Below are 25,645 nucleotides of genomic sequence, written 5' to 3' on the forward strand. Positions count from 1 at the left end.
GAAGGCCCGCGCGTCGCGCGGGCCTCGTTCCGATCCACTCGACCCGGCCGGGGCGCGGAAACCGCGAGGTGAGGCTTGCGACCGTCTCCAGCCTCAGATCTCCTCGACGATCACCAGATCGCGCTCGGCCGCGCCGCGCGCAAAGCTCAGCGCCTCCTGATAGGCCGCCGAATGGTAGCAGTCATGCGCCGCCTGAAGGCTCGGGAACCGGGCCACGACATTGCGCGGACGGTCCTTGCCCTCAAGCTGCTCATAAGCGCCACCACGTACCAGAAAGGCGCCGCCATGCTCGGCGATCGCGCCGGTCGCGCGTTTCGCGTATTCCATGTAGGCTGCCTCGTCGGTGACGGTCACATGGGCGATCCAGAGCGCGCTCATGCCACGCCCTCCACGGCCTGCGCCAGCACCGCCTCGGCGGCCTTGATCGCGGCCTTGGCATTGTCGGCGCTCGCCGCGCCGCCCTGCGCCATGTCCGCACGGCCGCCGCCGCCCTTACCGCCAAGCTCGGCCACCGCCGCGCGCAACAGATCGACCGCCGAGACCTTGTCCTTGAGATCATCGGTGACGCCCGCCGCCACGGCTGCCTTGCCACCGGTCTCGGCAATGAGCAGCACCGCGCCCGAACCGATCTGGCCCTTGATCTGGTCGATCAGCGCCGGAAGATCCTTGCCGGTCACGCCCTTGAGCACCTGGCCCTGAAACTTCACGCCGGCGACCTCGACCGCCTGCGCGCCCGCCCCGCCGGAGCTTCCGCCCATGGCGATGTCGCGCTTGAGCTGCGCCACCTCATTGGCGAGACGGCGGCGCTCTTCGGCCAGCGCCTTCACCCGTTCAAGCACCTCCGACACCGGCGTCTTGAGGATCTGCGCCACCTCCGAAAGGGTCTGGCCCTGTTGCGCGAGATGCTTGAGAGCCTCGCGGCCGGTCAGCGCCTCGATCCGGCGCACGCCCGAGGAGGACGCGCTGTCCGATAGCAGCACGAAAGCCCCGATGTCGCCGGTCTGGCGCACATGGGTGCCGCCGCACAGCTCGATCGAATAGGTCGCCTGATCGGTGCCCTTGCCCGAGCCGTCGAGCCGGCCCATCGACACGACGCGAACCTCGTCGCCGTATTTCTCGCCGAACAGTGCCTGCGCGCCAAGGCCTCGCGCCTCGTCCGGGGTCATCACCCGCGTCTCGACGGGAGAGTTCTGCCGGATCATCTCGTTGACCTCGTCCTCGATCTTCTCGATCTCGGCGGGGGTCAGCGCGGCACCGTGGCTGAAGTCGAAGCGGAGCCGGTCATGCGCGTTGAGTGAGCCGCGCTGGGCCACGTGATCGCCCAAGGCCGCGCGCAGCGCCTCATTGAGCAGGTGGGTTGCCGAGTGGTTGGCGCGGATGCCGGTGCGGCGCGTGTGATCGACCTTGAGCTCGGCGCCCTGCCCGCGTTCGACATGCCCCTCGGCCACCTCGCCCACATGGACGAAGAGCCCGGCGATGCGGCGGCAGTCGGTGACGCGCACAAGGCCCGTTTCGGTGCGGATGGTGCCGGTGTCGCCGACCTGACCGCCGCTTTCGGCGTAGAACGGCGTCTGATTCAGCACGACCTGCACCTTGGTGCCGATCTCGGCCTTTTCGATCTGCTCGGCACCGCTCAGCACGGCGAGGATCTGGCCCTCGGCTTCCTCGGTGTCATAGCCGAGAAACTCGGTCGCGCCATGCGTGTCGGCGAGGTCGTACCAATGCGAGGCGTCGGCCACCTCGCCCGAGCCGGACCATGCGGCGCGGGCCTTGGCCTTCTGCTCGGCCATGGCGGCGTCGAAGGCTTCGGTGTCGACGCCGCGGCCCTTCTCGCGCAGCGCGTCCTGCGTGAGGTCGAGCGGGAAGCCGTAGGTGTCATAGAGCTTGAACGCCGCCTGACCGGGCAAAGCCGCCCCTTCGGGCAGGCCCGACAGCTCGTCATCCAAGAGCCGCAGGCCCCGCTCCAGCGTCTGCCGGAACCGGGTCTCCTCGGCGCGCAGCGTCTCTTCGATCAGCGCGCGGGCCTGACCCAGTTCGGGATAGGCCGCGCCCATTTCCTGCACCAGCGCCGGCACCAGACGGTGCATCAGCGGGTCCTTGGCGCCGATCTGGTGGGCGTGGCGCATGGCGCGACGCATGATCCTTCGCAGCACGTAGCCGCGCCCCTCGTTCGAGGGCATCACGCCGTCGGCGATCAGGAAGGAGGTCGAGCGCAGGTGATCGGCCACGACGCGGTGATGCATCTTGGCGGCACCGTCGGGATCGGTCGAGGTGGCATGCGCCGAGGCCTCGATCAGCGAACGCATCAGGTCGGTGTCGTAATTGTCGTGCTTGCCCTGCAAGAGCGCGCCGATCCGCTCCAGCCCCATGCCGGTGTCGATCGACTGCGCATCGAGGTCGCGGCGGGTGCCGTCCTCGAACTGCTCGTATTGCATGAAGACGATGTTCCAGATCTCGATGAACCGGTCGCCATCCTCTTCGGGGCTGCCCGGAGGGCCGCCCCAGATCTCGGGGCCGTGGTCATAGAAGATCTCGGAGCACGGGCCGCAGGGACCGGTCGGCCCCATCATCCAGAAATTGTCCGAGGTCGCGATGCGGATGATCCGCTCGTCGGGCAGGTTTGCGATCTTCTTCCAAAGGTTCGCCGCCTCGTCGTCGGTGTGGAACACCGTAACCAGAAGCTTGTCGGGGTTCAGGCCGAAATCTTTGGTCAGAAGCTCCCACGAATAGCGGATCGCCTCTTCCTTGAAGTAGTCGCCGAAGGAGAAGTTGCCCATCATCTCGAAGAAGGTGTGGTGCCGCGCGGTATAGCCCACATTGTCGAGATCGTTGTGTTTGCCGCCCGCGCGCACGCATTTCTGCGCCGTGGTGGCACGGGTGTAGTCGCGCGTCTCGACCCCGGTGAACAGGTTCTTGAACTGCACCATGCCCGAGTTGGTGAACATCAAGGTGGGGTCGTTGCGGGGCACCAGCGGCGAACTGCGGACCACGGCGTGGCCCTGCCGCTTGTAGAAATCCAGAAAAGTGGAGCGGATATCGGCGAGGCTGGTCATGACGTCTCCTTCGGGTCGCGGCGTAGCCGTCCTATCCCCGGCCTCGCTGCGCGTAAAGTCCCGCGCGCATCAACGCCCGTGGCGGCCCTCTCGAACGCAGGAGGCCGGAGCTTGCGCCCCGGCCCTCCTGTTTTATGCGGGAGCGGATCACATGTCGACGAGATCGTCGTCGTCGCTACCGCCGTTCCCCGTCTCTTCGGTCATGCCGAATTCGAGACCATGGGCGGCACGGATCTTGTCTTCGATCTCGTTGGCGACGCTCGCGTTCTCCTTGAGGAAGGTCTTGGCGTTCTCGCGGCCCTGACCGATCCGCTGATCGCCATAGGAGAACCACGAGCCGGACTTGTCGACCACGCCGGCCTTCACCCCGAGATCGAGAAGCTCGCCGGTCTTGGAGATGCCCTCGCCATACATGATGTCGAACTCGACCTGCTTGAACGGAGGCGCGACCTTGTTCTTGACGACCTTCACGCGGGTGGCGTTGCCGACGACCTCGTCGCGGTCCTTGATCGCGCCGATGCGGCGGATGTCGAGGCGCACGGAGGCATAGAACTTGAGCGCGTTGCCGCCGGTGGTCGTCTCGGGCGAGCCGAACATGACGCCAATCTTCATCCGGATCTGGTTGATGAAGATGACCATGCAGTTGGAGCGCGAGATCGAGCCGGTGAGCTTGCGCATCGCCTGTGACATCAGGCGGGCATGCACGCCGACCGAGCTGTCGCCCATGTCGCCTTCGAGTTCGGACTTCGGCGTCAGCGCCGCGACCGAATCGACCACGACCATCGACACCGCGCCCGAGCGGACCAGCGTGTCGACGATCTCGAGCGCCTGCTCGCCGGTGTCGGGCTGCGAGATCAGAAGCTCGTCGAGGTTCACCCCGACCTTCTTGGCGTATTGCGGATCGAGCGCGTGCTCGGCGTCGACGAAGGCGCAGACGCCGCCCTTCTTCTGCTCCTCGGCGACGGCGTGCAGCGTCAGCGTCGTCTTGCCCGAGCTTTCGGGGCCATAGATCTCGATGATCCGCCCTTTGGGCAGGCCGCCGATGCCCAGCGCGATGTCGAGACCGAGCGATCCGGTCGAGGTCGCCTCGATGTCGGGAAACTTGTTCTCGCCACCGAGCTTCATGATGGAGCCCTTGCCGAACTGCCGTTCGATTTGGGCCAGGGCGCTGTCGAGCGCCTTCTGCCGGTCTGCCGTGCGCTTGTCGCTCATCTGGAGAAGATCTGCCATTGCCATTGTTCGCAATCCTTATCCCACACCCGCCACATGGCGGCAATCATTGCGTCGTTCATGTCTTGTTCACTATGCTGGATATGAGACCATAAGGAGAACATTGCAAGGGAAACATGCCCGCAGTTTTCCTCGGGAGCGGTTAATGTAAGGTTACCGAGATCACGTCACGGAGAGCGTCATGCTGGTATTCTGGAAAGAGCGCTTGATCCTGCTGGCGGTGCCCAAGACCGGCACCACGGCACTGGAGGGCGCGTTGGCGCCGCGCGCGCAGTTCGTGCTGCGCGACCCGCCGCAGATCAAGCACGCGCCGCTCTATCGCGCCCGCCGCTTCGTGGTGCCGCTGATCGAAGCGGCGGGGGGCGAGGGCTTCGAGACGGTGGCGGCGGTGCGCGAGCCGGTGGACTGGCTCGGCAGTTGGTGGCGATACCGGCAGCGCGACGATCTCGCGGGGCACCCCAACTCGACGCGCGGCGTGCCCTTCGAGGAGTTCGTGGACCAGTACGCCCGTGGCAAGCCCGCGCCCTACGCCTCGGTCGGCAGCCAGGCGCGTTTCGTGGGCGACGGAGAGGGCAGCATCGGCGTCGATCACCTGTTCCGCTACGAGGCGATGGAGAGCCTCAAGGGGTTCCTCGAAGAGCGGCTGTCGCTGTCGATCGATCTGCCCCGCTCAATGTCTCGCCAGAACATCCGATGGAGCTTCCCGACCACGTCGCCTCCAAGTTGCGGCGCAAGCGCGAGGCCGAGTTCGCGGTCTGGCAGGCGGCGCGCACCTAGGCCGCCTCCGGCGTCGTGCCCAGCGCGGCGGCGCGTTCGGGGTCCATGCCGCGCTTGAGCGCGCTCTCGCGCACCGCCTCGCGCAGCGCCGGGCTGCGCCGCATCAGCCGCAGGAACCGCGCCTCGTCCAACTCGAGAAGCACCCCGTGGCTGATCGCGCGCACCTCGACGCGCCGCCTGCGTGGCGAAAGCAGCGCCAGCTGACCGAACATCTCGCCCCGGCCAAGCCGCACCGTCTGGCCCGCGGTTTCGACCTCCACCGCGCCCGAGGCGATGAAACTGACCGCCCGGGCGGTGGCGTCGCGCTGCTGCAGCACCTCGCCGGCGGCGACGAAGCGCGTGACCAGCGCCTTGGAGAGCCGCTGGCGCACCGCCTCGTCGAGATCGGCGAAGAGCGGGAATTGCTGCACCAGAACGGCCTTTTGCACCGCGAGGTCGAGCTTGGGCCGGGCCTCGGCCTCCATGCGCTGCGCTTCGAGCTGCGCCAGCAGCGTCGCGTGAAGTTCCGGCCCGATCAGCCCGTCCTCGCGCAGCGCCGCGTATTCGCGCTCCTCGATCCGAAGCGCGGTGCGGCGGATGAAGCGGCGCTCCAACTCCTCGGCATAGCCCGGATACTGGAGCCTGAGCCCGTCGAGCGCTTGGGCCACCTGCTCACCGCGCCGTCCGATCAGCTCGTGCAGCAGCTCCGCCACGCGGCGTCCGTGAATGCGGCGGATGCGGTTGTCGATGAAACCATCGAGATCGCGCAGCACGAGCCCTTGGGTCAACAGCAGTTCGAACCGGTCGGAGGTGAGCCCCGCCAGCGGTCCGGAGATGTGCAGCCGGTTGTGCAGGAAGGCCGCGAAGCGCGTCGGCCCGCCCTGCCCGAGGCTCTCGCGGGCGGCGCGCCGATACCCCATGCGCCCGCTGGAGCGGGTCATCTCGATCAGCCGATCGGCTTCGGCCAAGGCCCGCTCTGCCTGCCGGTTGGAAATCGCCCGGTCCCGGAACAATTGAAGAACATGCTCGCGTTCCGCGCCTGCCAGCGCGATCAGGCCCAGCGTGATCCGGTCGCGGTCCGAGATCGCCTCGCCCTCTTCGGCCTTGGCCACCGCCTCGTCGAGCCGTTCGGCGAAGCTCTTGGCCTCGGAGCGGACCGTTTCGCGCGTGAGGCCATAGTTCTCGGCCGCTTCGCTCACCGACTCGCGCACGGTCTGCAGCGCCACGGCGACGACCTGCCGGGCAAGCGCCGCGTCGAGCGGCGACAGCTTCTCGAGACCCAGCCGCTTGACCAGAGGGCGCAGGGTGACGCCCTGCACGATCAGGGTGAACAGGGTGAAGCCGGTGGCGAGGATGCCGGTGAGGCGACGCACCTCCTCGGGCACCCGCAGGCTTTCGGTCACGGCCAGCGCCAGCGCCAGCGTGATCGCCCCGCGCAGGCCGCCCCAGAGGATCGCCATGCGGTAGGGCCGCTCCACCGGGGGCGAGAGGCGCAGGCGGCTCAGCAGCGGCAGCAGCCCCCACAGGATCGCCACCCGTCCGCCCAGCGCGGCCAGCGTGACCACGGCGACGAGGACGAAATCCATGAGCTGCGCGCCATGCAGCAGCCGCGGGATCAGCAGCGCCGCAAGCAGGAAGATGAAGGCCCCGGCCCAATGCGCCAGCAGGTCCCAGACCTCGCGCATGTTGGTCCACGCCACGGGCGAGAGACGACCGGGGGCCGCGAGGTTGAGTGTCAGCCCCGCCCCCACCACTGCGATGACACCCGAGGCGCCGACCAGCTTCTCGGCCACGATATAGGCCAGATAGGGCAGCGCCACGGAGACCGAGATCTGCGCCAGCGGAAACCGCCCCAGCCAGCGCATCAGCCGCACCGCGATCTGCGCCATGATCCAGCCGGTGAGACCGCCCGCGCCCAGAAGCCACGGGAACTGCGCCAGCGCGGCGCCCAGCTCGGGGTTGGGCACGCCGCGCATCACGAAGCCCATGAACAGGCCGAACAGCGCGATGGCGGCGGCGTCGTTCAGGAGGCTCTCGCCCTCGATGATCCGGCTCAGCCGGCGTGGTGCGGCGAGGTTGCGAAAGATCGAGACCACGGCCGAGGGGTCGGTGGTCGACACGATCGAGCCGATCAGAAGGCACGCCATCAGCGGCAGCACGCCCGTCAGGAACAGCGCGTAGCCGACCGAAAAGGTCGCCACCACGACTGCCACGATGGCGAGCGTCAGGATCGGCACCCAGTCGTCGATCATCCGCCGCAGGTTCACCCCCAGCGTCACCTGGAACAGCAGCGTCGGCAGGAACACGTAAAGGAACACGTTCGAGCGGATCGGCAGGTTCAGGATCGCCTCGGCCACCGGGTTCAGCGCATCGGTGATCTGCGTGTTGAGAAAGAACGTGGCCCCCGCGCCCGCCATGAGGCCGAAAGCCGCGAGGATCACGTTGAACGGCAGCCGCAACCGCGCGGCGAGCGGCTCTCCCAAACCGATCAGCAGGAAGAACGAGGCGAGGATGACGGTGGCGATGACGATGTCCATGCCCCTGCGATACAGCCTTGTCGCGGCGCGGGAAATGGCCTGCGCGCGCGGATCGGCGGCGAAACGTCGCGCCGCCCGAGGGCTCCTTCCAACCGGTCAGGAAACCTGACCGCGCATCTTGCCAGAGCGCTGCCGCTGAGGCAGGCTCACCACCGGAACGGCGGCCGGGGAGAGCCGTCGCAACGGGAGGAATTCATGACCATCACCACCATTCTCAAGGGGGCGGCGGCGAGCGCCGCGCTCGTGACCGCGCCGCTGGCCGCAAACGCGCAGGAGTTCATCAACGTGCTGACGGGCGGCACCTCGGGCGTCTACTACCCGCTCGGCGTCGGCCTCTCGAACATCTATGGCGAGAACATCGAAGGCGCGCGCACGCAGGTGCAGTCGACCAAGGCGAGCGTCGAGAACATGAACCTGTTGCAGGACGGGCGCGGCGAGCTGGCCTTCGCGCTCGGTGACACGGTGGCGATGGCCTGGGAAGGCAACGCGGATGCGGGCTTCACCGCGCCGCTCGACCAGATCCGCGGCATCGCCGCGATCTATCCCAACTACATCCAGATCGTCGCTTCCGCCGAGAGCGGCATCACCAGCTTCGAAGAGCTCAAGGGCAAGGGCCTGTCGGTCGGCGCGCCGGCTTCGGGCACCGAGCTCAACGCCCGCGCCATCTTCGGCGCGATGGAGATGAGCTACGACGATCTGGGCAAGACCGAGTACCTGCCTTTCGCGGAATCGGTCGAGCTGATCAAGAACCGCCAGCTCGACGGCACGCTGCAATCGGCGGGCCTCGGCGTCGCCTCGATCCGCGACCTCGCCTCCTCGATCGACATCAACGTGGTGGCGATCCCGGCCGAGACCGCCGAGGCGCTGGGCGCGCCCTATGTCGCCGCGACCATCCCGGCGGGCACCTACGACGGTCAGGAGGAGGACGTGTCCACCGTGGCGGTGTCGAACTTCCTCGTCACCCATGCGGGCGTCTCCGACGATCTCGCCTACGAGATGACGCGTCTGCTCTACGAGAACCTCGACACGCTCGAGGCCAACCACATGGCCGCCGCCGACATCAAGATCGAGGACGCGCTGAACGGCATGCCGATCCCGCTGCATCCGGGCGCGGAGCGCTACTACCGCGAGCAGGGCATGATCGACTGATCGGATTTCGGCCCCCCCCATAGGGGTCGATCCCGCCCCGAGCGCGCCCCGTCCTCCCGCCGGAAGACGGGGCGTTTTGCCCTGACAGCCCCGAAAGCCTGCGCCATGACCGCCCATCCAGACCCGCTCACCGACATTCCCGCCGAGGCCGGAGGCCCCGACCACCACATCTCGGCTTTTCCGCCGGGCGCCACGGGGCATTGGCTGTTCTGGATCGCAGTTGCCTTCTCGACCTTCCAGATCGTCACCGCCGCGCATCTCCTCGATCTGCCGAGCCAGGTGACGCGGGCGCTGCATGTGGGCTTTCTGATGCTGATGACCTTTCCCCTCGTCGCCGCCGCGCGCAGGCGCGGCACGGGGTGGAAGACCGTCGCATGGGCCTTCGCCGCCGCGGGCGTCGCGGTCGCGCTCTACCAGTGGTGGCAGTACCAGCCGCTGATCATGCGCGCGGGCCGCCCGCTGCCGATGGACCTCGCCATCGGCGTCACGGCCCTCGTCACGGTCTTCGCGGCGGCTTGGGTGCTGATGGGCCCGGCGCTGCCGATCATCTCGGGCACCTTTCTGGCCTACACGCTGCTGGGACAATACCTGCCGCCGCCGTTGATCCATCGTGGCTATGATTTCGAACAGGTGATCGACCACATGGCCTTCGGCACCGAGGGCATCTACGGCATCCCGATCTACGTGTCCTCGACCTACATTTTCCTGTTCATCCTGTTCGGGGCCTTTCTCGAAAAGGCCGGGATGATCCGGCTCTTCACCGATGTCGCGCTCGGGCTGTTCGGTCACAAACAGGGCGGCGCCGCCAAGGTCGCGGTGGTCTCCTCCGGCCTCATGGGCACGATCTCGGGCTCGGGCGTGGCCAACGTCGTCACGACGGGACAGTTCACGATCCCGCTGATGAAGCGCTTCGGCTACCGCGCGGCCTTTGCCGGCGGGGTCGAGAGCACCGCCTCCATGGGGGGGCAGATCATGCCCCCCGTGATGGGCGCCGTGGCCTTCATCATGGCCGAGACGCTGGGCGTCGAATACGTGGAGGTGGTCAAGGCCGCCATCGTGCCCGCGATCCTCTACTTCCTCTCGGCCTTCTGGATGGTGCATCTGGAGGCCGGAAAGCACGGGCTGCGTGGGTTGTCCAAGGCCGAGCTGCCCTCGGCGCTGGGCGCGCTCCGTGAAAACTGGATGCTGATCGTCCCTCTGGGCATCCTGATCTACCTTCTGTTCACCGGCTACACGCCGCTGTTTGCCGGCACGGTCGGGCTCGGCCTTACCGTCCTTCTGATCCTCGGTGGCTCCATCGCGCTTGGCTTGCCCAGCGCCGTGCTGCGCGCCATTGTCTGGGTTGGCCTCGGTCTCGTCGCCGCCGCCTTCCTGCAATGGGGCATCGAGGTGCTGGTGGTCGCGATCGCGGCGCTCGTCGCGGTCTGCGTCTTTTTCAAGGGCGGGCGCGAAACCCTGCTCCTGTGCCGCGACAGCCTCGCCGACGGCGCGCGCACCGCCCTCCCCGTGGGAGTGGCCTGCGCGCTGGTCGGTGTGATCATCGGCGCGATGACCCTCACGGGGGCGGCCAACACCTTTGGCCAGTTCATCGTCGCCGTGGGCCAGAACAACCTGTTCCTCAGCCTCGTTCTGACGATGATCACCTGCCTGCTGCTCGGCATGGGCATCCCGACCATCCCCAACTACATCATCACCTCTTCGATCGCGGGGCCGGCGCTGCTGGAGCTGGGCGTGCCATTGATCGTCAGCCACATGTTTGTGTTCTATTTCGGCATTCTCGCCGACCTCACACCTCCCGTGGCGCTGGCCTGCTTTGCCGCGGCCCCCATCGCCAAGGAGAGCGGCCTCAGGATCTCGATCGAGGCGATCAAGGTCGCGGCGGCGGGCTTCGTGATTCCGTTCATGGCGGTCTATTCGCCGGCGCTGATGCTGCAGGCGGGCGGCCCGCTGGCCGAGGCGATCGGTTACTGGCCGGCCGTGGCTTGGATCATCACCAAGTCGCTGCTCTCGATCGGGTTGTGGGGCACGGCCGTCATCGGCTGGGTCGGACGGCCCCTGCCCGCATGGCTGCGCGCGCTCGCCATGATCGCGGCCTTCACGCTGGTCGCCGCCTGGCCCGTCACCGACTGGATCGGCCTCGCCCTCGCCCTTCTCGTGGCGCTGCTGATCCGCCGTCGCCCCGTCCCGGCCGCGGCATGAGCGCCTGCCTGATGATCGCGGGCGCGGCGCTGAGCCTCGCCACCGGGGGGTTCGACCTCGGCTGGACCCATTCGGTCGAAAAGACTGAATGGCGCGAGCGCTGGCGCGTAGAAGACGGCGCGCTGCATCTCGAACAGGCCCGGGTGCGCGGCTCGGGCGCGGGGATGGAGCCCGGCCCCGAGGCCCGGCTCGAGGAGGGCTGGTGGGTCTGGGAGCCGAGCCTCAGCGTCCCCGCTCTCGACCTCGCGGCCTCGGGCGCCACGGGCGCGGGATGGACGCTATGTGCCGATGGGCAGTGTCGCGAAATTGGCACGCAATCGGGCGAGGCGCTCCACCTCACGCCCTGTTGAAGGACCCTGACGCGGAAAGGCTGGTTGAGTTGGCTGAAGGTCGCCCATGCGGTGCCGCTTTTTCGCCCGGCTGCGAACGCCCTGCACGAGCAGGCTTGAAGAATCGCAACCGCCGGAGTGAAGCAGCGCCCAGATTGGCGGCTTCGTGAAGGCCGCAGACAAGGAACGTGACATGCCGAGCAATATCCCGTCCGAGGACGCACCCTCCCAACCGCGCCAAGGCGCGCAGCAACCCCCTTCGAAACCCATCTTCCGCGATTTCGCGGCGATCTGAGCCGCGCCCTTTCGCGCTCCGGCGCGGCGGGATAGAACATGTCGGACCGCCTCCCTGACGGAGCTATTCGATGCGCTACAGCCGCCGCGCCGCCCTCGCGGGCTTTCTGGTCCTCGCCGCCTGCGGACGCAGGCAACCGGCGCCCCCCGACCTTTATCCGAACGAGAGCTCGCAGCTGCGCCAGCTCATCAATGGTTATGCCGACGCCTACAAGGTGCCGCGCGATCTCGTGCACCGCGTGGTGCAGCGCGAAAGCTCCTACAACCCGCGTGCGCGCAACGGCTCGTATTACGGTCTGATGCAGATCAGCCCGCAGACCGCGCGCACCATGGGCCATCGCGGTGCCCCGTCCGAGCTTCTCGATGCCGAAACCAACCTGCGCTACGCTGTGCGCTACCTGCGCGGCGCGTGGATCGTGTCGAACGGCAACCGTGACAAGGCGGTGAAGTGGTATTCGCAGGGCTACTACTACGAAGCGCGCAACCGCTGCCTCCTAGTCGAGACCGGCCTGCGCGACAGCGAAGTGAAGTGTTGATCCGGTGAGCGTAAGCGACCCCGACCGGCTGCGCGAGATCGTGGCCGAGATCTGCGACCATATGGCCGGGCAGACCGACCGCGGCGCGGTGGCGGATTACATCCCCGAATTGGCGCGCGTCGATCCCGGTCGTTTCGCGCTCACGCTTGTTACCCATGAGGGCGAGGTGATCGCAGGCGGCGACGCCGACACCCCGTTTTCGATCCAGAGCGTGTCCAAGGTCTTTGCCCTCGCCGTGGCACTGGGCCGGATCGGCGACGCGCTCTGGAGCCGCGTGGGCCGCGAGCCGTCGGGCGATCCGTTCAACTCCATCGTGCAGTTGGAACATGAACGGGGCATCCCGCGGAACCCCTTCATCAACGCCGGCGCCATCGCCGTGACCGACGCGATCCTCGCACGGTCCGAACCGCGCGAGGCGCTGGGCCAGATCCTGCAATTCGTGCGCTACCTCGCGGGCGACGACGACATCGCCATCGACCCGGCGGTGGCCAAATCCGAAACCGCCACAGGTTGGCGCAACGCGGCGCTGGCCAATTTCATGCGCGGCTTCGGCACGATCGAGCGGCACCCCGACAAGACGCTCGGCACCTATTTCCACCAATGCGCCATCGCCATGACCACGACCCAACTGGCCCATGCGGGGCGCTTTCTCGCCTTTGACGGCGCGTTGTCGCCCGGCGGATCGCGCGCCATCGCCCCGCGCATGGCGCGTCAGATCAACGCGCTGATGCTCACTTGCGGGCATTACGACGGCTCGGGCGAATTCGCCTTCCGCGTCGGTCTTCCGGGCAAGAGCGGCGTCGGCGGCGGCATCCTCGCCGTGGCGCCGGGGCGCGCCTCGATCGGGGCATGGTCGCCGGGGCTCAACGCGGTGGGCAACTCGCATCTCGCCTCGATGGCGCTGGAGATGCTGGCCGATCGCACCGGCTGGTCGGTCTTCGCGCCCAAATAGACGTCCAGACCACGCCGCCTGACGCAAAAAGGCCCGCGCTGTCGCGCGGGCCTTTCATCGGGGTCACGAGGACCGGCTTCAGCCGACCAGTTCGAGGCCCGAGAAGAAGAACGCGATTTCTTCGGCGGCGGCATCGGGCGCGTCCGAGCCGTGCACCGAGTTCTCGCCGACCGACTCGGCGAATTCGGCGCGGATGGTACCGGGGGCGGCATCGGCGGGGTTGGTCGCGCCCATGACTTCACGGTTCTTGGCGATCGCGCCTTCGCCCTCGAGCACCTGCACGACGACCGGGCCGGAGGCCATGAATTCGGTCAGTTCGCCGAAGAAGGGACGCTCGGCATGCACGGCATAGAACTTGCCGGCCTGCTCTTTGGTGAGCAGGATGCGCTTGGAAGCGACGATGCGCAGGCCCGCCTCTTCGAACTTGGCGGCGATCTTGCCGGTCAGGTTGCGCTTGGTGGCGTCGGGCTTGATGATCGAGAGCGTGCGTTCGGTGGCCATGATGTCCCTCATTTGAACAGGTTGCAGCAGGGGGCGCGCGCGGCGACCCCGGTCGGGCTGCGCCCTAGCACGGGCACCGCGCCCTGAAAAGCCGCGACATCGCGCCATGCGCCTCGCGCCGCAGGCCACACCGCGCCCGATCGCCGATCCGGGCCGCCGCCCGTTGACGCGCCGCCCGGCTTCGGGCAAGGCGCTGCCATGTTGCGCATCACAGACATCTCATACTCCGTCGAGGGCCGACCGCTCCTCGAACACACCTCCGCCGTGATCCCAGCCGGCCACAAGGTCGGCGTGGTGGGTCGCAACGGCACGGGCAAATCGACGCTGTTCAAGCTGATCCGGGGCGAGCTGACGCTCGACACCGGCGAGATCGAGCTGCCGCGCGGCGCCCGCATCGGCGGCGTGGCCCAGGAGGTCCCCGGCAACGAGGTCACGCTGATCGACACCGTGCTGGCCGCCGACACTGAGCGCGCGGCGCTTCTGGCCGAGGAGGCGACCGATCCAGCCCGGATCGCCGAGGTGCAGATGCGCCTCGCCGATATCGACGCGTGGTCGGCCGAGGCGCGCGCCGCGACGATCCTCAAGGGTCTGGGCTTCACCCATGAAGAGCAGCTCATGCCCTGCTCCGCCTTCTCGGGCGGCTGGCGGATGCGCGTGGCGCTGGCCGCCGTGCTCTTTGCCGAGCCCGACCTGCTGCTCCTCGACGAGCCGACCAACTATCTCGATCTCGAAGGCGCGCTCTGGCTCGAAAGCTACCTCGTGCGCTACCCGCACACGGTGCTGATCGTCTCCCACGACCGCGAGCTTCTGAACCGCTCGGTCGGCGGCATTCTGCATCTGGAAAACCGCACGCTCACCTACTGGTCGGGCAATTACGACCAGTTCGCCAAGAGCCGCGCCGCCCAACGCGCCGTGCTGATGGCCGCCTCCAAAAAGCAGGACGCCCAGCGCGCCCACCTGCAAAGCTTCGTGGATCGCTTCAAGGCCAAGGCGTCGAAGGCCAAGCAGGCCCAGAGCCGGGTCAAGATGCTCGAGAAGATGGAGACGATCCGCGTGCCCGAGGACGCGGCGCGCACCGTCTTCACCTTTCCCGAGCCCGAGGAGCTGTCGCCGCCGATCATCGCCACCGAGGACGTTTCGGTCGGCTACGACGGCAAGATCGTTCTGAACAAGCTCGACCTGCGCATCGATCAGGACGACCGCATCGCGCTTCTGGGCCGCAATGGCGAAGGCAAGTCGACGCTGTCGAAGCTCCTGTCGGACCGACTCGCGCCGATGGGCGGCAAGATCATCCGCTCCAACAAGCTGCGCATCGGCTTCTTCGCGCAGCATCAGGTCGACGAGCTTCGGGTCGAGGAAACGCCGATCCAGCACATCCAACGCGCCCTGCCCGACGTGATGCCCCCCAAGCTGCGGGCGCGGCTCGCTGGCTTCGGCCTTGGTGCTGCACAGGCTGACACCGAGGTGGGTCGTCTCTCGGGCGGGCAGAAGGCGCGTCTGTCGCTGCTTCTCGCCACCATCGACGCGCCGCATCTTTTGATCCTCGACGAGCCGACCAACCACCTCGACATCGAGAGCCGCGAGGCGCTGGTCGAGGCGCTGACCGCCTATTCCGGCGCGGTGATCCTCGTCAGCCACGACATGCACCTTCTGTCGATGGTCGCCGACCGGCTCTGGTTGGTGAAGGACGGACGCGTCTCGGCCTATGACGAGGATCTTCCGACCTATCGCAAGATGCTGATTTCGGGCGACAAGCCCGCCGACAAGCCCAAAGCCGAGAAGCCGAAGGCCGAGAAACCGTCGCGCGAGGCGATCCTGTCGCTGCGCTCTGACGCCCGCAAATGCGAGGAGCGGGTGAACAAGATCAACGAGATGCGCGACAAGCTCGCCAAGAAGCTCGCGGATCAGGCGCTCTACGAGGATGGCCGCAAGGGCGAACTCGAGACCTGGAACAAGAAATACGCCGAAGTCATGGAGGCGCTGGGCCGCGCCGAGGCCATGTGGATGGCCGCGCTCGAAAAGCTGGAGCGCGCCGAAGCGGCCTGACGGTTCGGGGGCGCTGCTTCCGCGCCGAAGGCACCCCCAGCGCATCCCAAGGGTCGAGTGACCCGAGGGAGGCGCGTCGTTGGCCGGGGCGCGGGGTTGCCCCGAACCGGCGCGCCCGGCAGGGTGCGCCATGAGAGCGGGTCCGGCCCGCAGGACCGGACGAGGACCCCGACGTGATCGAAATCGCCACGCTCGTCACCGCCTTCACCACGCTGTTCGTGATCGTCGATCCGATCGGTCTCGCGCCGCTCTTCGTGGCGATGACTGCCGGGATGACCCCCGCGCAGCGCCGCGGCGTCGCGTTCCGGGCGCTGGCGACTTCGGCGGCGCTGATGCTGCTTTTCCTGATCCTCGGTGATGCGGTGCTGCGCTTCGTCGGCATTTCGGTTCCGGCCTTCCGCATCGCGGGCGGGGTGCTGCTGTTTCTCACCGCGCTCGACATGCTGTTCGAGCGGCGGCAGGCGCGGCGGCGCGACAATGCCGAGGAAGGCAACGAGGACGATCACGATCCCTCGATCTTTCCGCTGGCGCTGCCGCTCATCGTCGGCCCGGGCGCCATCACCACGCTGATCCTGCTGACCGCCGAGGCCGACGGCCCGCTCGGCTATGCGGCGATCTACGGTGTGGCGCTCACGGTGTTGGCCACGGTGTGGATCGCCTTTGCGCTGGCCAATCCGCTGGCGCGGGTGCTGGGGCCGGTCGGGCTCAATGTCGTCACGCGGGTGCTGGGGATGCTGCTGGCGGCGCTGGCGGTGCAGTTCATCATCGACGGTCTGCACGGATCCGGCTTCGGCCTGCCTTTCCCCGGCGCGAATTGACCCCATATCAAGGGGCATGACCCCCGATAACCTCGTTAGCCTCGCCTATCTCGGACTTCTCGGCGCCGCCATCGCCGGGTGGTTCATCGTGCAGAATCGCGACCGGCTGGGCCAGATCGCCCAGCAGGCCGCGCTCTGGGCGCTGATTTTCATCGGTGTCATCGCCGCCGCCGGGCTGTGGTCGGACATCCGCGATGACGTGGTGCCGCGCCAGACCATGATCGGCACCCAAGGTATCGAGGTGCCGCAGGCGCGCGACGGGCATTACTACCTCACGCTCGACATCAACGGCACGCCGATCGATTTCGTGGTCGACACCGGCGCCACCGACATGGTGCTCGGCCGCGAGGATGCGCGCCGCGCCGGGATCGACCCCGAGGCGCTGAACTATCTCGGCTCCGCCGTCACCGCCAACGGCACCGTGCGCACCGCGCGCGTGACGCTCGACAGCGTGGCGCTCGGTGCGATCGAGGATGAGGGGCTGAGCGCCGTCGTCACCGATGGCGATCTGGCCGGCTCGCTTCTGGGGATGGGCTATCTGCGCCTTTTCGGCCGCATCGAGATCGAAGGCGGAAAGCTGATCCTGACGCGCTGAGCCGCGCTGTCAGCCTTCGGCCTTCTTGGTCCAGCGTCCGTCCTGCTGCGCCCAGTACTGTGCCGCGCATCCCGCTCCGGTGAGCCGTTTCCACTGTCCCCGCGCGGCCTGCACCGCCGCCTCGTCGAAACCGTCGAACAGGATGCAGACCCGCTCGGCGGCCTGCACCTCCTCCGCCTGCGCCTCCGCCCCGTCGAGACAGATCACGCAAGGCAGGCCCGGCGCCGCCTCTCCCTCGGCGGTGAGCAGAATGGGCTGCGCCGCGTCATGCGGCCCGCCGGCGCGGCCATGCGGCAAAAAACTCTCGGGTGGCCCCATGCGCCACAGCGCCGCGTCGAGCCGGTCCATGGCGCGCGCGGCGCGGCCCCTGATCTCCACCCGCCAACCCTGCTTGCCCGCGAGCTTCAGAAGCTGCGGCAAAAGCTCCTCGGCCGGACCGTCGGTCAGGTGGTAAAAGAAGGCCGCGCCCATCGTCTCAGCCCTCGTAGCGGTCGGCCACGAGACGGTTGAGCGCCATCACGCCCCAGCCGGTCGCGCCTTTCGGGGCCAGCGCCGACTCGGATTTCAGCGAGGCGGTGCCCGCGATGTCGAGATGGATCCAGGGCGTGCCGTCCTGCACGAAGCGCTTGAGGAACTGCGCCGCCGTGATCGAGCCGCCCTCGCGCCCCGTGCCGACATTGCGCACATCCGCGATCCGGCTTTCGAGCGTCTTGTCATAGGCGTCGCCCATCGGCATCCGCCATGCGCCTTCGCCCTCGCCCTCGGCGGCCGCGAGGAACGCCTCGGCAAAGCCGTCCTCGTTCGAGAACACGCCCGCGTTCTCATGGCCCAGCGCCACGATGATCGCACCGGTGAGTGTGGCGAGGTCGATCATGCCGGAGGGCTTGAACCGCTCCTGCGCGTACCACATCACGTCGGCCAGAACGAGGCGGCCCTCGGCGTCGGTGTTGATCACCTCGACCGTGTCGCCCTTCATGGAGCGCACCACGTCGCCGGGGCGCGTGGCATTGCCCGAGGGCATGTTCTCGACCAGCCCGACGAGGCCTACCACGTTGGCCTTGGCCCGGCGCAGCGCCAGCGCGCGCATCGTGCCCGCGACGGTGCCTGCGCCACCCATGTCCATGGTCATGTCCTCCATGCCGCCCGCGGGCTTGAGCGAGATGCCCCCGGTGTCGAACACCACGCCCTTGCCGACGAGCGCCAGCGGCGCCTCGTCGCCGCCGCCCTGCCAGCGCATGACCACGACCTTGGAGGGGCTGTCGGAGCCCTGACCCACGGCCAGCAGCGCGCCCATGCCGAGACGCGCGAGGTCGTCCTCCTCGAGGATCTCGACCTCGAGCCCCAGCTCCTGCATCGCCGCGAGGCGGGCGGCGAAATCGTCGGTGGTGAGCACGTTGGCGGGCTCGTTCACCAGATCGCGGGTGAAGGCCACCCCTTCGGCGATCGCCGCCATCGGCCCCGCGGCACGGGCCAGCGCCTCGGAATCGTCGGACATGACGCGCACACGCCCCTCGGGCTCGGCGGTCTCGTCGGGCTTGCGGTGCGCGTCGAAGCGGTAGGCGCGCAGCGCCATCCCGAGCGCCACCTCATCGGCATGGCGCAGCTCCGTGGCCAGCACCGTCAGGCGCCGCGCCCGGCGCTCTTGGCGATGGCACCACCGGCGCGCCGCATCGCCAATCGCCCGGCCTCGGCGTCGTGCTTGACCGCGAGCACGGCCTCGGCGGCGAGACCCGCGGGCACCGCGATCTCGACGATCTCGCCCGGCCTGGCCCGGCCCCAGCGATGGCCCGAGGCCAGCCGCGACAGCGCCCCGCCCATCGCCGCGTCGAGGTCGCGTGCGACCTCGCTGTCGGGACCGTCGACGCCGAGGAATACCGCGACGCGGCCCGTGGCCTCGCTCAGCGCCTGCGCGTCGTAGGGAAGGAAATCGATGCGGGGGGTGCGGGACATGCCGGCTCCTTGGGGATCGTTGGCTTTGGCGGCGGAGCCTAGCCGCCATGCGCGGCATTGGCCAGATCGCGGTTCAACCCGCCAGCCCGCTCGGCTAGGATGCGCACAGGCAGGCGGCCGACGCGGGCGGCCATCAGTTGCGAGGCGGCCGTGGCACGATTCGACAGATACATGCTGTCGCAGCTGTTGATGCTGTTCGGCTTCTTCGCGCTCGTGCTGGTGCTCGTCTACTGGGTCAACAGCGCAGTGCAGCTGTTCGACCAGCTCGTGGCCGACGGTCAGAACCTGTCGGTGTTCCTCGAACTCACGATGCTCACCCTGCCGTCGCTGATCCGGCTGGTGCTGCCGCTCTCGGGCTTTGCCGCCGCGCTCTACGTCACCAACCGGCTGAGCGCCGACAGCGAACTCACGGTGATGCGGGCAACGGGCTTCTCGCCGTTCCGGCTGGCGCGGCCGGTGCTGGTCTTCGGCCTGGTGACGGGGCTCCTGACCGGGGCGCTGACGGTGGTGATCAATCCGATGGCTCAGGCCCGGCTTGCCGACCGGCAATCCGAGATCGCCCGCACCGCCACCGCGCGGCTCTTGCAGGAGGGGCAGTTCCTGTCACCGATCGCGGGCGTCACGCTCTATATCCGCGACATCACCACCGAGGGCGAGCTTCGCGACCTTCTGATTTCGGACACCCGCAACGCGGAGGAGAGCGTCACCTACACCGCGTCGAGCGCCTATTTGGTCGAGACCGCCGCCGCGCCGCAATTGGTGATGATCGACGGTCTGGTGCAGGTGCTGCGCCGCGGAACCAACCGGCTTTCGACCACGAGGTTCGAGGATTTCGCCTATGATCTCGCCCCCCTGACACAGGGCGGCGAAGTGGGACGCCTGCGCACCCAACGGGTCTCCACGCGCGATCTGTTCTTTCCCACCCCCGCCCTTCTCGACGCCACCGAACGCAGCGCGGCGCAGCTCGCGGGCGAGGCGCATGACCGGATCGCCGCCGCCGTGCTGGCCGCCGCGGCGCCGCTGATCGGCTTTGCGACGCTGCTGCTGGGCGGGTTCTCGCGCTTCGGCGTCTGGCGCCAGATCCTCGGCGCGATCGGGCTGATCATCGTGGTCCAAGCGCTCGAATCGCTCGCCACGTCGCTGCTGCGCGGCAACCCGGACCAGTGGCCGCTGATCTACCTGCCCGGCGGCGCGGCTTTCGCGATCGCTCTGATCGAACTCACGCTCGCCGGGCGACCGGCCCGGCGCGGGATCGGGCGGCGTCGCCGCGCGGAGCGGCTCGCATGATCCTGCACCGGTACTATGCCCGCCGCTACGTCGTGGCGTTCCTCGGCACGCTGGGGGCCTTCTTCACCATGCTCGCGATGCTCGATCTCGTCGAGCAGGCACGCCGCCACGGCGGCACCGCCAGCGCGGGCGATCTCGTGGCGCTCAGCCTGCTCAACGTGCCGGCGGATCTCTACGAGATCCTGCCGCTAATCGTGATCATCTCGGGCATCGCGCTGTTTCTCGGCCTCGCGCGCTCCTCGGAGCTGGTCGTGACCCGCGCGGCGGGTCGCTCGGCGCTGTCGGCGCTGACGGCACCAGTGCTGATGACGGTGGTGATCGGCGTGATGACGGTGGCGCTGTTCAACCCGCTGGTCGCCGCGACGAGCCGCGCCTACGAGGCCCGCACCGACATCCTGCGCGGCGAGAACCGCGTCATCACCCTGTCGGATGACGGTCTCTGGCTGCGCCAGGGCGACGACGGCGCGCAGACGGTGATCCGCGCCGTGAGCAGCAATCTCGACGGCACGGTGCTGCGCGAAGCGAGCTTCCTGTCCTACGACGCGTCGGGCCGCCCGCGCGAGCGGATCGAGGCGAACCTCGCGCAGCTGCAATCCGGGCATTGGCTGCTGCGCGGGGTCAAGCGCTGGCCGCTCTCGGCCGACAACCCCGAGACACAGGCCGAGCAGCTGCCGCAGATGACGCTGACCTCCTCGCTCACCGCCACCCAGATCCGCGACAGCTTCGGCGATCCGGCGGCGATTTCGGTGTGGAAACTGCCGGGCTTCATCAAGCGACTCGAGACGGCGGGCTTCAGCGCGCGGCGTCATCAGGTCTTCTTGCAGACCGAGCTGGCGCAGCCCGCCTTCCTGACCGCGATGCTGCTGATCGGCGCGGGTTTCACCATGCGCCACCAGCGCGGCGGCCGCGTCGGGGTGATGGTGCTCGGGGCGATCCTGCTGAGTTTCGGCGTGTACTTCCTGCGCAACTTCGCGCAGATCCTCGGAGAGAACGGGCAGATCCCTCCCGTGCTCGCGGCCTGGATCCCGCCCGTCGCGGCGATCCTGTCCTCGCTCGGCCTGTTGCTACATCTGGAGGACGGATGATCCGCCTGCTCTCTGCCCTTCTGAGCCTTTTGCCTTCACTCGGCGCGGCCCAGGGCCTGGCCCAGCTCGTGGCCGACAACGTCACCGTGACCGCACAGGACACGCTGGTGGCGCGCGGCAATGTCGAGGCCTTCTACGACGGCACCCGCCTCACCGCCTCCGAGATCGCCTATGACCGCAGCGCCGACCGGCTCACCGTCACCGGGCCGATCCTGATCACCACGCCCGGGGGCGAGGTGTTCACCGCCGACGCCGCCGAGATCGACCCCCAGCTCGAATCGGGGCTGCTGCGCGGTGCGCGGCTGGTGCTCGACCGGCAGCTTCAGATTTCGGCGGGCCGCATCGACAGGACCGGCAGCGGCCTCACCGCGCTGACCCGCAGCGCCGCCACCTCGTGTCAGGTCTGCGGCAACGGCCCGCCCCTGTGGGAAATCCGCGCCGCCCGCGTGGTTCATGACGAGGTGGGGCAGCAGCTCTATTTCGATGATGCCAGCTTTCACATTCGCGGCGTGCCGGTGATCTGGTTGCCGCGCCTGCGCCTGCCCGACCCGACGCTGGAGCGCGCCTCTGGGCTTTTGGTGCCGCAGCTGTTTTCCTCGGACACGCTCGGGATCGGGGTGAAGCTGCCCTATTTCGTGCGCCTCGGGGGGCGCCGCGACCTGACCGTGACCCCATGGATCGCCACCAAGTCGCGCAACCTCGAACTGGGCTACCGGCAGACGTGGCGCAGCGGCTGGGTTGCGCTCGACACGCATCTGGCCGAGGACGACACCGAGCAGGGGCTGCGCTACGCCATTCTGGGCGAGGGCGCTTTCTCCCTGCCCCGCGACGTGCGCCTCGATTTCGATCTCGAAGCGGTCTCCGACGATGCCGTCCTGCTCGATTACGATTTGTCGGACGCCGACCGGCTCGACAGCCGCCTGCGCGCCTACCGGCTGCGCGACGGCGGCTATGCGCTGGGCCAGATCACCTATTACGAAAGCCTGCGCGACGGCGAATCGAGCACCTCGCTGCCGCCGCTGGTGGCGCGGCTCGAACGCGAGGCGGTGCTGCGCCCCGGCCCCTTCGGCGGCCAGCTGACGCTGCGCGCGGATGCCGATGCGCTGTGGCGCGACGGGCCGACGCCGGCCGCGGCGCGCGACGTGATGCGCGCCGGGGTGTCCGCCGGCTGGCAGCAGGACCGGCTGGTCGGCCCCGGCGTGATCCTCGGCACCGAGTTGCAGGGCCGCGTCGACGCCTATGTCGTCAGTGACGATCCCTCGCGCGACGCGGTGTCCCCGCGTGCATGGGAGGCCGCGGGCGTGACGCTGCGCTGGCCGCTGATCCGGCAAGAGACCGGCACCGACGCCACGCAGGTGATCGAACCGGTGGCAAGCCTGTCCTACGCGGCACAGCAAGGCACGGCGCCCGCCAACGAGGATTCGCGCCTGCCCGAGTTCGGCGCCGCCACCCTGCACACGCTCGACCGGTTGCCCGGTGAGGATCTGCAGGAGACCGGGCTGAGCGCCGGGCTCGGTCTGCGCTGGAGCCGCACCGCCACCAACGGGCGCACCTTGTCGGTGCTGGCCGGTCAGCTGCTGCGCGACGACGATCTGGGGGATCTGTCCGACGGCGCAGGTCTGGGCCGGGCGCGCTCGGACTGGCTGATCTCGACGCGCGCCGATCTGGGCGAGGATATGGGCCTCGCGCTTCACGCCACCTTCGACAACCAGTTCGACGTGTCGAGCGCCGAGGCCCGGCTCGAATTCGACCGCGACCGGATCGACCTGTCGGGGGCCTATCTGTGGCTCGAGGCCGAAACCGGCGGCGACGAGGTCGAGGCGATCAGCGAGGCCTCTATCGACGCGACGCTGCGCCTCGGGCCGCGCTGGAGCCTCGAGGCGCAGGCCCGCTACGACATCGCCGCCGACGCGCCGGTGCGCGCCGAGATCGGCGCCGGCTGGCGCAACGAATGCGTCACGGTGGACCTTTCCGCATCCCGCCGCTACACCGATACCGAAGAGGTCGACCCCTCCACGAGCTTCGGGCTTTCGGTCAATCTGAACGGCTTTTCCGCCGGTCGGCAGGCCCGGCCCGCGGCGCGGGATTGCGAGGGATGAGACCTGACGATCTGACGAGGATGGGAGCCGGAATGCGGGCTTTGGATTTCGTGGGGGCAGCGGTTCTGGCCATCGCTCTGGCCGCGCCGATGGGCGCGACGGCGCAGGGGCTGTTCGCACCGGCCGTCACCGTGAACGGCAGCGCCGTCACCAATTACGAGCTGGACCAGCGCGCCAAGCTGCTCGAAGCCTTCAACACCCCCGGCGACATCGCCGAGCTGGCCCGGACCCAGCTGGTCGAGGAGAAGCTCAAGCTTCAGGAACTCGACCGCGCCGGCATGGAGCTGACCGAGGAAGGGCTGACCACGGCGATGGAGGAGTTCGCGCAGCGCGCGAACCTGCCGCTCGACGCGTTTCTGGGCCAGCTTTCGGGTCAGGGCATCGCGCGCGAGACGCTGCGCGACTTCGTCAAGGTCAACACCTCGTGGCGCGACTACATCCGCCGCCGCTACGGCTCCGGCATCGAGGTCTCGGAGGCCGAGATCGATGCGGCGCTGGCGCAGACCGGCGGGCCGGAATCGGTCGAGCTTCTGCTTTCGGAGATCATCATCGCGGCCCCGCCGCCGCGCGCGCAGGCCGCGCTGGCCCGCGCCGAGGCGATCTCCAAGCTGCGCTCCACCGCCGCCTTCGAGGCCGAGGCCCGCGAGGTCTCGGCGCTGCCGACGCGCACGCAGGGCGGTCGGCTCGACTGGGTGCCGCTGACCAATTATCCCGCCGGTCTGCACGGGCTGCTGCTGTCGCTCGAACCGGGCGAGGTGACGCCGCCGATCCCGATCCAGAACGGCGTGGCGCTGTTCCAGCTACGCGACATTCGCGAGGCGCCGCAGGCCCCCGCCGCGATCGCCGAGATCGACTATGCCCAGTTCGCCATCCCCGGCGCGGGCACCGCCGAGGCGCAGGCGAACGCCGCGCGGGTCAGGGGTATCGTCGATACCTGCGACGACCTCTACGGCGTCGCCCGCGGCCTGCCCGAGGAGCGTCTCGTGCGCCGCAGCGTCGCACCCTCGGCAATCCCGCAGGATCTGGCGCTCGAACTGGCGCGGCTCGACCGCGACGAGGCGTCGTGGAACCTTGTGAACGACGGCTCGCTCCTGTTCACCATGCTCTGCGCGCGCACCCCTGCAGCGGCCGTCGCCGATGCCGACAGGGAGGCGGCGCGCAACCAGATCACCAGCCGCAAGCTCACCGCGCGGGCCGACCTCCTGCTCGCCGAGTTGCGCGCGCAGGCGCGTATCGCCCCGTGACGCCGATCGCGATCTCTTGCGGCGAGCCTGCGGGCATCGGCCCGGAGATCGCGGCCCGCGCGTGGCAGAGCCTGCGCGGCGAGATCCCGCTCCTGTGGCTCGGCGATCCGCGCCATCTGCCGGATGCCGTGCGTGGCGGGCCGTCTCCGACCCCGCCAAGGCCGTGGCGCTCTCGAACGAGGCGCTGCCGGTGCTGCCGCGCGATTTCGGCCCCCCCGCCATTCCGGGGCGGCCCGCCCCGGCCCATGCCCAGGGCGTGATCGACGCGATCCGCGACGGCGTGGATCTGGTGCGCGGCGGCGCCTGCGCCGCGCTGTGCACCGCCCCGATCCACAAGGCGGCGCTGATCGACGGGGCGGGGTTCGCCTATCCGGGCCATACCGAATATCTCGCGGCGCTGGCGGGGGTGGACGAGGTCGTCATGATGCTCGCCTGCGAGGCGCTGCGGGTCGTGCCCGCGACGATCCACGTGCCCCTCTCGGAGGTGCCCGCAAGGCTCACGCCGGAACTGCTCGACGCCACGATCCGGATCACCCACGCGGCGCTGATCCGCGATTTCGGCCTCGGCGCGCCGCGCCTCGCCATTGCCGGGCTCAACCCCCATGCGGGCGAGGACGGCAAGATGGGGGGCGAGGAGATCAAGATGATCATGCCGCTCCTCGACCGGTTGCGCGCCGACGGCTTCGATCTCGTGGGGCCGATGTCCGCCGACACGATGTTCCACGCCGCCGCGCGCGCGAGCTACGACGCGGCGATCTGCATGTATCACGATCAGGCGCTGATCCCGATCAAGACCATCGATTTCTCGGGCGGCGTCAACGTCACGCTCGGCCTGCCCTTCATCCGCACCTCGCCCGATCACGGCACCGCCTTCGGCATCGCCGGCAAGGGGTTGGCCGATCCGTCGTCGATGATCGCCGCGATCCGCATGGCGGCCCGGATGGCCAAGGCCCGAGAAGCGCGCTAGACGAACGGCGCGCAGGAC

The 25,645-nt window shown here is 68.7% G+C and carries 20 protein-coding genes and 2 pseudogenes; 14 read left to right on the forward strand and 8 right to left on the reverse strand.

The window, feature by feature from the left end; translation table 11 throughout:
• Positions 1-93: 93 nt before the first annotated feature.
• The 3 genes from MBELCI_RS04490 to recA all read right to left on the reverse strand — a co-directional run bounded on the left by MBELCI_RS04490 (position 94) and on the right by recA (position 4,289).
• Complete coding sequence (locus MBELCI_RS04490) at positions 94-378, reverse strand: DUF1330 domain-containing protein (RefSeq protein ID WP_021692965.1); 285 nt, start codon at positions 376-378, stop codon at positions 94-96.
• Positions 375-3,053 (reverse strand): alanine--tRNA ligase, encoded by a 2,679-nt coding sequence (alaS, locus tag MBELCI_RS04495; protein ID WP_021692966.1) that lies wholly within the window; start codon positions 3,051-3,053, stop codon positions 375-377. Before alaS ends, MBELCI_RS04490 begins: the two co-directional genes overlap by 4 nt.
• Positions 3,054-3,200: 147 nt before the next feature.
• Positions 3,201-4,289: a recombinase RecA gene (recA, locus tag MBELCI_RS04500; RefSeq protein ID WP_021692967.1), complete on the reverse strand. Its 1,089-nt coding sequence runs from the start codon at positions 4,287-4,289 to the stop codon at positions 3,201-3,203.
• 175 nt (positions 4,290-4,464) lie between these two features.
• On the opposite strand from recA, the gene MBELCI_RS04505 reads away from it, so the two are divergent.
• A complete protein-coding gene (locus tag MBELCI_RS04505; RefSeq protein ID WP_369385354.1) occupies positions 4,465-5,118 on the forward strand; it encodes a gamma-glutamyl kinase in 654 nt (217 codons plus the stop codon).
• On the opposite strand, the gene MBELCI_RS04510 is transcribed toward MBELCI_RS04505, so the two are convergent.
• Entirely contained in the window at positions 5,057-7,576 is a 2,520-nt protein-coding gene (locus MBELCI_RS04510; protein WP_021692968.1) for a cation:proton antiporter, read from the reverse strand. The two genes, MBELCI_RS04505 and MBELCI_RS04510, sit on opposite strands and share 62 nt — an antisense overlap.
• Positions 7,577-7,771: 195 nt before the next feature.
• Between MBELCI_RS04510 and MBELCI_RS04515 the strand changes: the two genes are divergently transcribed.
• The 5 genes from MBELCI_RS04515 to MBELCI_RS04535 all read left to right on the forward strand — a co-directional run bounded on the left by MBELCI_RS04515 (position 7,772) and on the right by MBELCI_RS04535 (position 13,035).
• Complete coding sequence (locus MBELCI_RS04515; protein ID WP_021692969.1) at positions 7,772-8,725, forward strand: TAXI family TRAP transporter solute-binding subunit; 954 nt, start codon at positions 7,772-7,774, stop codon at positions 8,723-8,725.
• 105 nt (positions 8,726-8,830) lie between these two features.
• A complete protein-coding gene (locus MBELCI_RS04520; RefSeq protein ID WP_021692970.1) occupies positions 8,831-10,924 on the forward strand; it encodes a TRAP transporter permease in 2,094 nt (697 codons plus the stop codon).
• The gene (locus tag MBELCI_RS04525) at positions 10,921-11,274 is read left to right on the forward strand and encodes a DUF1850 domain-containing protein (protein ID WP_045319704.1); all 354 of its coding nucleotides are present in this window, start codon (positions 10,921-10,923) and stop codon (positions 11,272-11,274) included. Before MBELCI_RS04520 ends, MBELCI_RS04525 begins: the two co-directional genes overlap by 4 nt.
• Before the next feature lie 344 nt (positions 11,275-11,618).
• Complete coding sequence (locus tag MBELCI_RS04530) at positions 11,619-12,083, forward strand: lytic transglycosylase domain-containing protein (RefSeq protein ID WP_021692973.1); 465 nt, start codon at positions 11,619-11,621, stop codon at positions 12,081-12,083.
• 4 nt (positions 12,084-12,087) lie between these two features.
• On the forward strand, positions 12,088-13,035 hold the full coding sequence (locus MBELCI_RS04535; protein WP_021692974.1) for a glutaminase: 948 nt from the start codon (positions 12,088-12,090) through the stop codon (positions 13,033-13,035).
• A gap of 78 nt (positions 13,036-13,113) precedes the next feature.
• Here the strand turns inward: MBELCI_RS04535 and ndk are convergent, their stop codons facing one another.
• Positions 13,114-13,536: a nucleoside-diphosphate kinase gene (gene ndk, locus MBELCI_RS04540; protein WP_021692975.1), complete on the reverse strand. Its 423-nt coding sequence runs from the start codon at positions 13,534-13,536 to the stop codon at positions 13,114-13,116.
• Positions 13,537-13,734: 198 nt separating this feature from the next.
• On the opposite strand from ndk, the gene MBELCI_RS04545 reads away from it, so the two are divergent.
• From MBELCI_RS04545 to MBELCI_RS04555, 3 genes are all read left to right on the forward strand, one after another.
• Positions 13,735-15,582 (forward strand): ABC-F family ATP-binding cassette domain-containing protein, encoded by a 1,848-nt coding sequence (locus tag MBELCI_RS04545; RefSeq protein WP_021692977.1) that lies wholly within the window; start codon positions 13,735-13,737, stop codon positions 15,580-15,582.
• A 173-nt stretch (positions 15,583-15,755) separates the two neighbouring features.
• Positions 15,756-16,400, forward strand: coding sequence for a MarC family protein (locus MBELCI_RS04550; protein ID WP_021692978.1), 645 nt, complete (start codon positions 15,756-15,758; stop codon positions 16,398-16,400).
• A gap of 16 nt (positions 16,401-16,416) precedes the next feature.
• On the forward strand, positions 16,417-16,995 hold the full coding sequence (locus MBELCI_RS04555) for a retropepsin-like aspartic protease family protein (RefSeq protein WP_021692979.1): 579 nt from the start codon (positions 16,417-16,419) through the stop codon (positions 16,993-16,995).
• Positions 16,996-17,004: 9 nt separating this feature from the next.
• Here MBELCI_RS04555 and MBELCI_RS04560 read toward each other — a convergent pair whose 3' ends face one another.
• From MBELCI_RS04560 to MBELCI_RS22235, 3 genes and pseudogenes are all read right to left on the reverse strand, one after another.
• Positions 17,005-17,466 (reverse strand): DNA polymerase III subunit chi, encoded by a 462-nt coding sequence (locus MBELCI_RS04560; protein ID WP_021692980.1) that lies wholly within the window; start codon positions 17,464-17,466, stop codon positions 17,005-17,007.
• 4 nt (positions 17,467-17,470) lie between these two features.
• Positions 17,471-18,945: pseudogene (locus MBELCI_RS04565) on the reverse strand (leucyl aminopeptidase).
• A 38-nt stretch (positions 18,946-18,983) separates the two neighbouring features.
• The gene (locus MBELCI_RS22235) at positions 18,984-19,118 is read right to left on the reverse strand and encodes a hypothetical protein (RefSeq protein ID WP_021692982.1); all 135 of its coding nucleotides are present in this window, start codon (positions 19,116-19,118) and stop codon (positions 18,984-18,986) included.
• Between MBELCI_RS22235 and lptF the strand changes: the two genes are divergently transcribed.
• From lptF to pdxA, 5 genes and pseudogenes are all read left to right on the forward strand, one after another.
• Entirely contained in the window at positions 19,117-20,232 is a 1,116-nt protein-coding gene (gene lptF, locus MBELCI_RS04570; protein ID WP_021692983.1) for an LPS export ABC transporter permease LptF, read from the forward strand. The two genes, MBELCI_RS22235 and lptF, sit on opposite strands and share 2 nt — an antisense overlap.
• Complete coding sequence (gene lptG / locus MBELCI_RS04575) at positions 20,229-21,317, forward strand: LPS export ABC transporter permease LptG (RefSeq protein ID WP_021692984.1); 1,089 nt, start codon at positions 20,229-20,231, stop codon at positions 21,315-21,317. Before lptF ends, lptG begins: the two co-directional genes overlap by 4 nt.
• A complete protein-coding gene (locus tag MBELCI_RS04580; protein WP_021692985.1) occupies positions 21,314-23,416 on the forward strand; it encodes an LPS-assembly protein LptD in 2,103 nt (700 codons plus the stop codon). Before lptG ends, MBELCI_RS04580 begins: the two co-directional genes overlap by 4 nt.
• Before the next feature lie 32 nt (positions 23,417-23,448).
• Positions 23,449-24,660, forward strand: coding sequence for a peptidylprolyl isomerase (locus MBELCI_RS04585; protein WP_021692986.1), 1,212 nt, complete (start codon positions 23,449-23,451; stop codon positions 24,658-24,660).
• A pseudogene (gene pdxA, locus MBELCI_RS04590) lies at positions 24,657-25,627 on the forward strand (4-hydroxythreonine-4-phosphate dehydrogenase PdxA). The gene MBELCI_RS04585 and the pseudogene pdxA overlap by 4 nt, the downstream one beginning before the upstream one ends.
• The last annotated feature ends 18 nt before the right edge of the window (positions 25,628-25,645 follow it).

The organism is Limimaricola cinnabarinus LL-001, assembly GCF_000466965.1.
Lineage (GTDB): Bacteria > Pseudomonadota > Alphaproteobacteria > Rhodobacterales > Rhodobacteraceae > Limimaricola > Limimaricola cinnabarinus.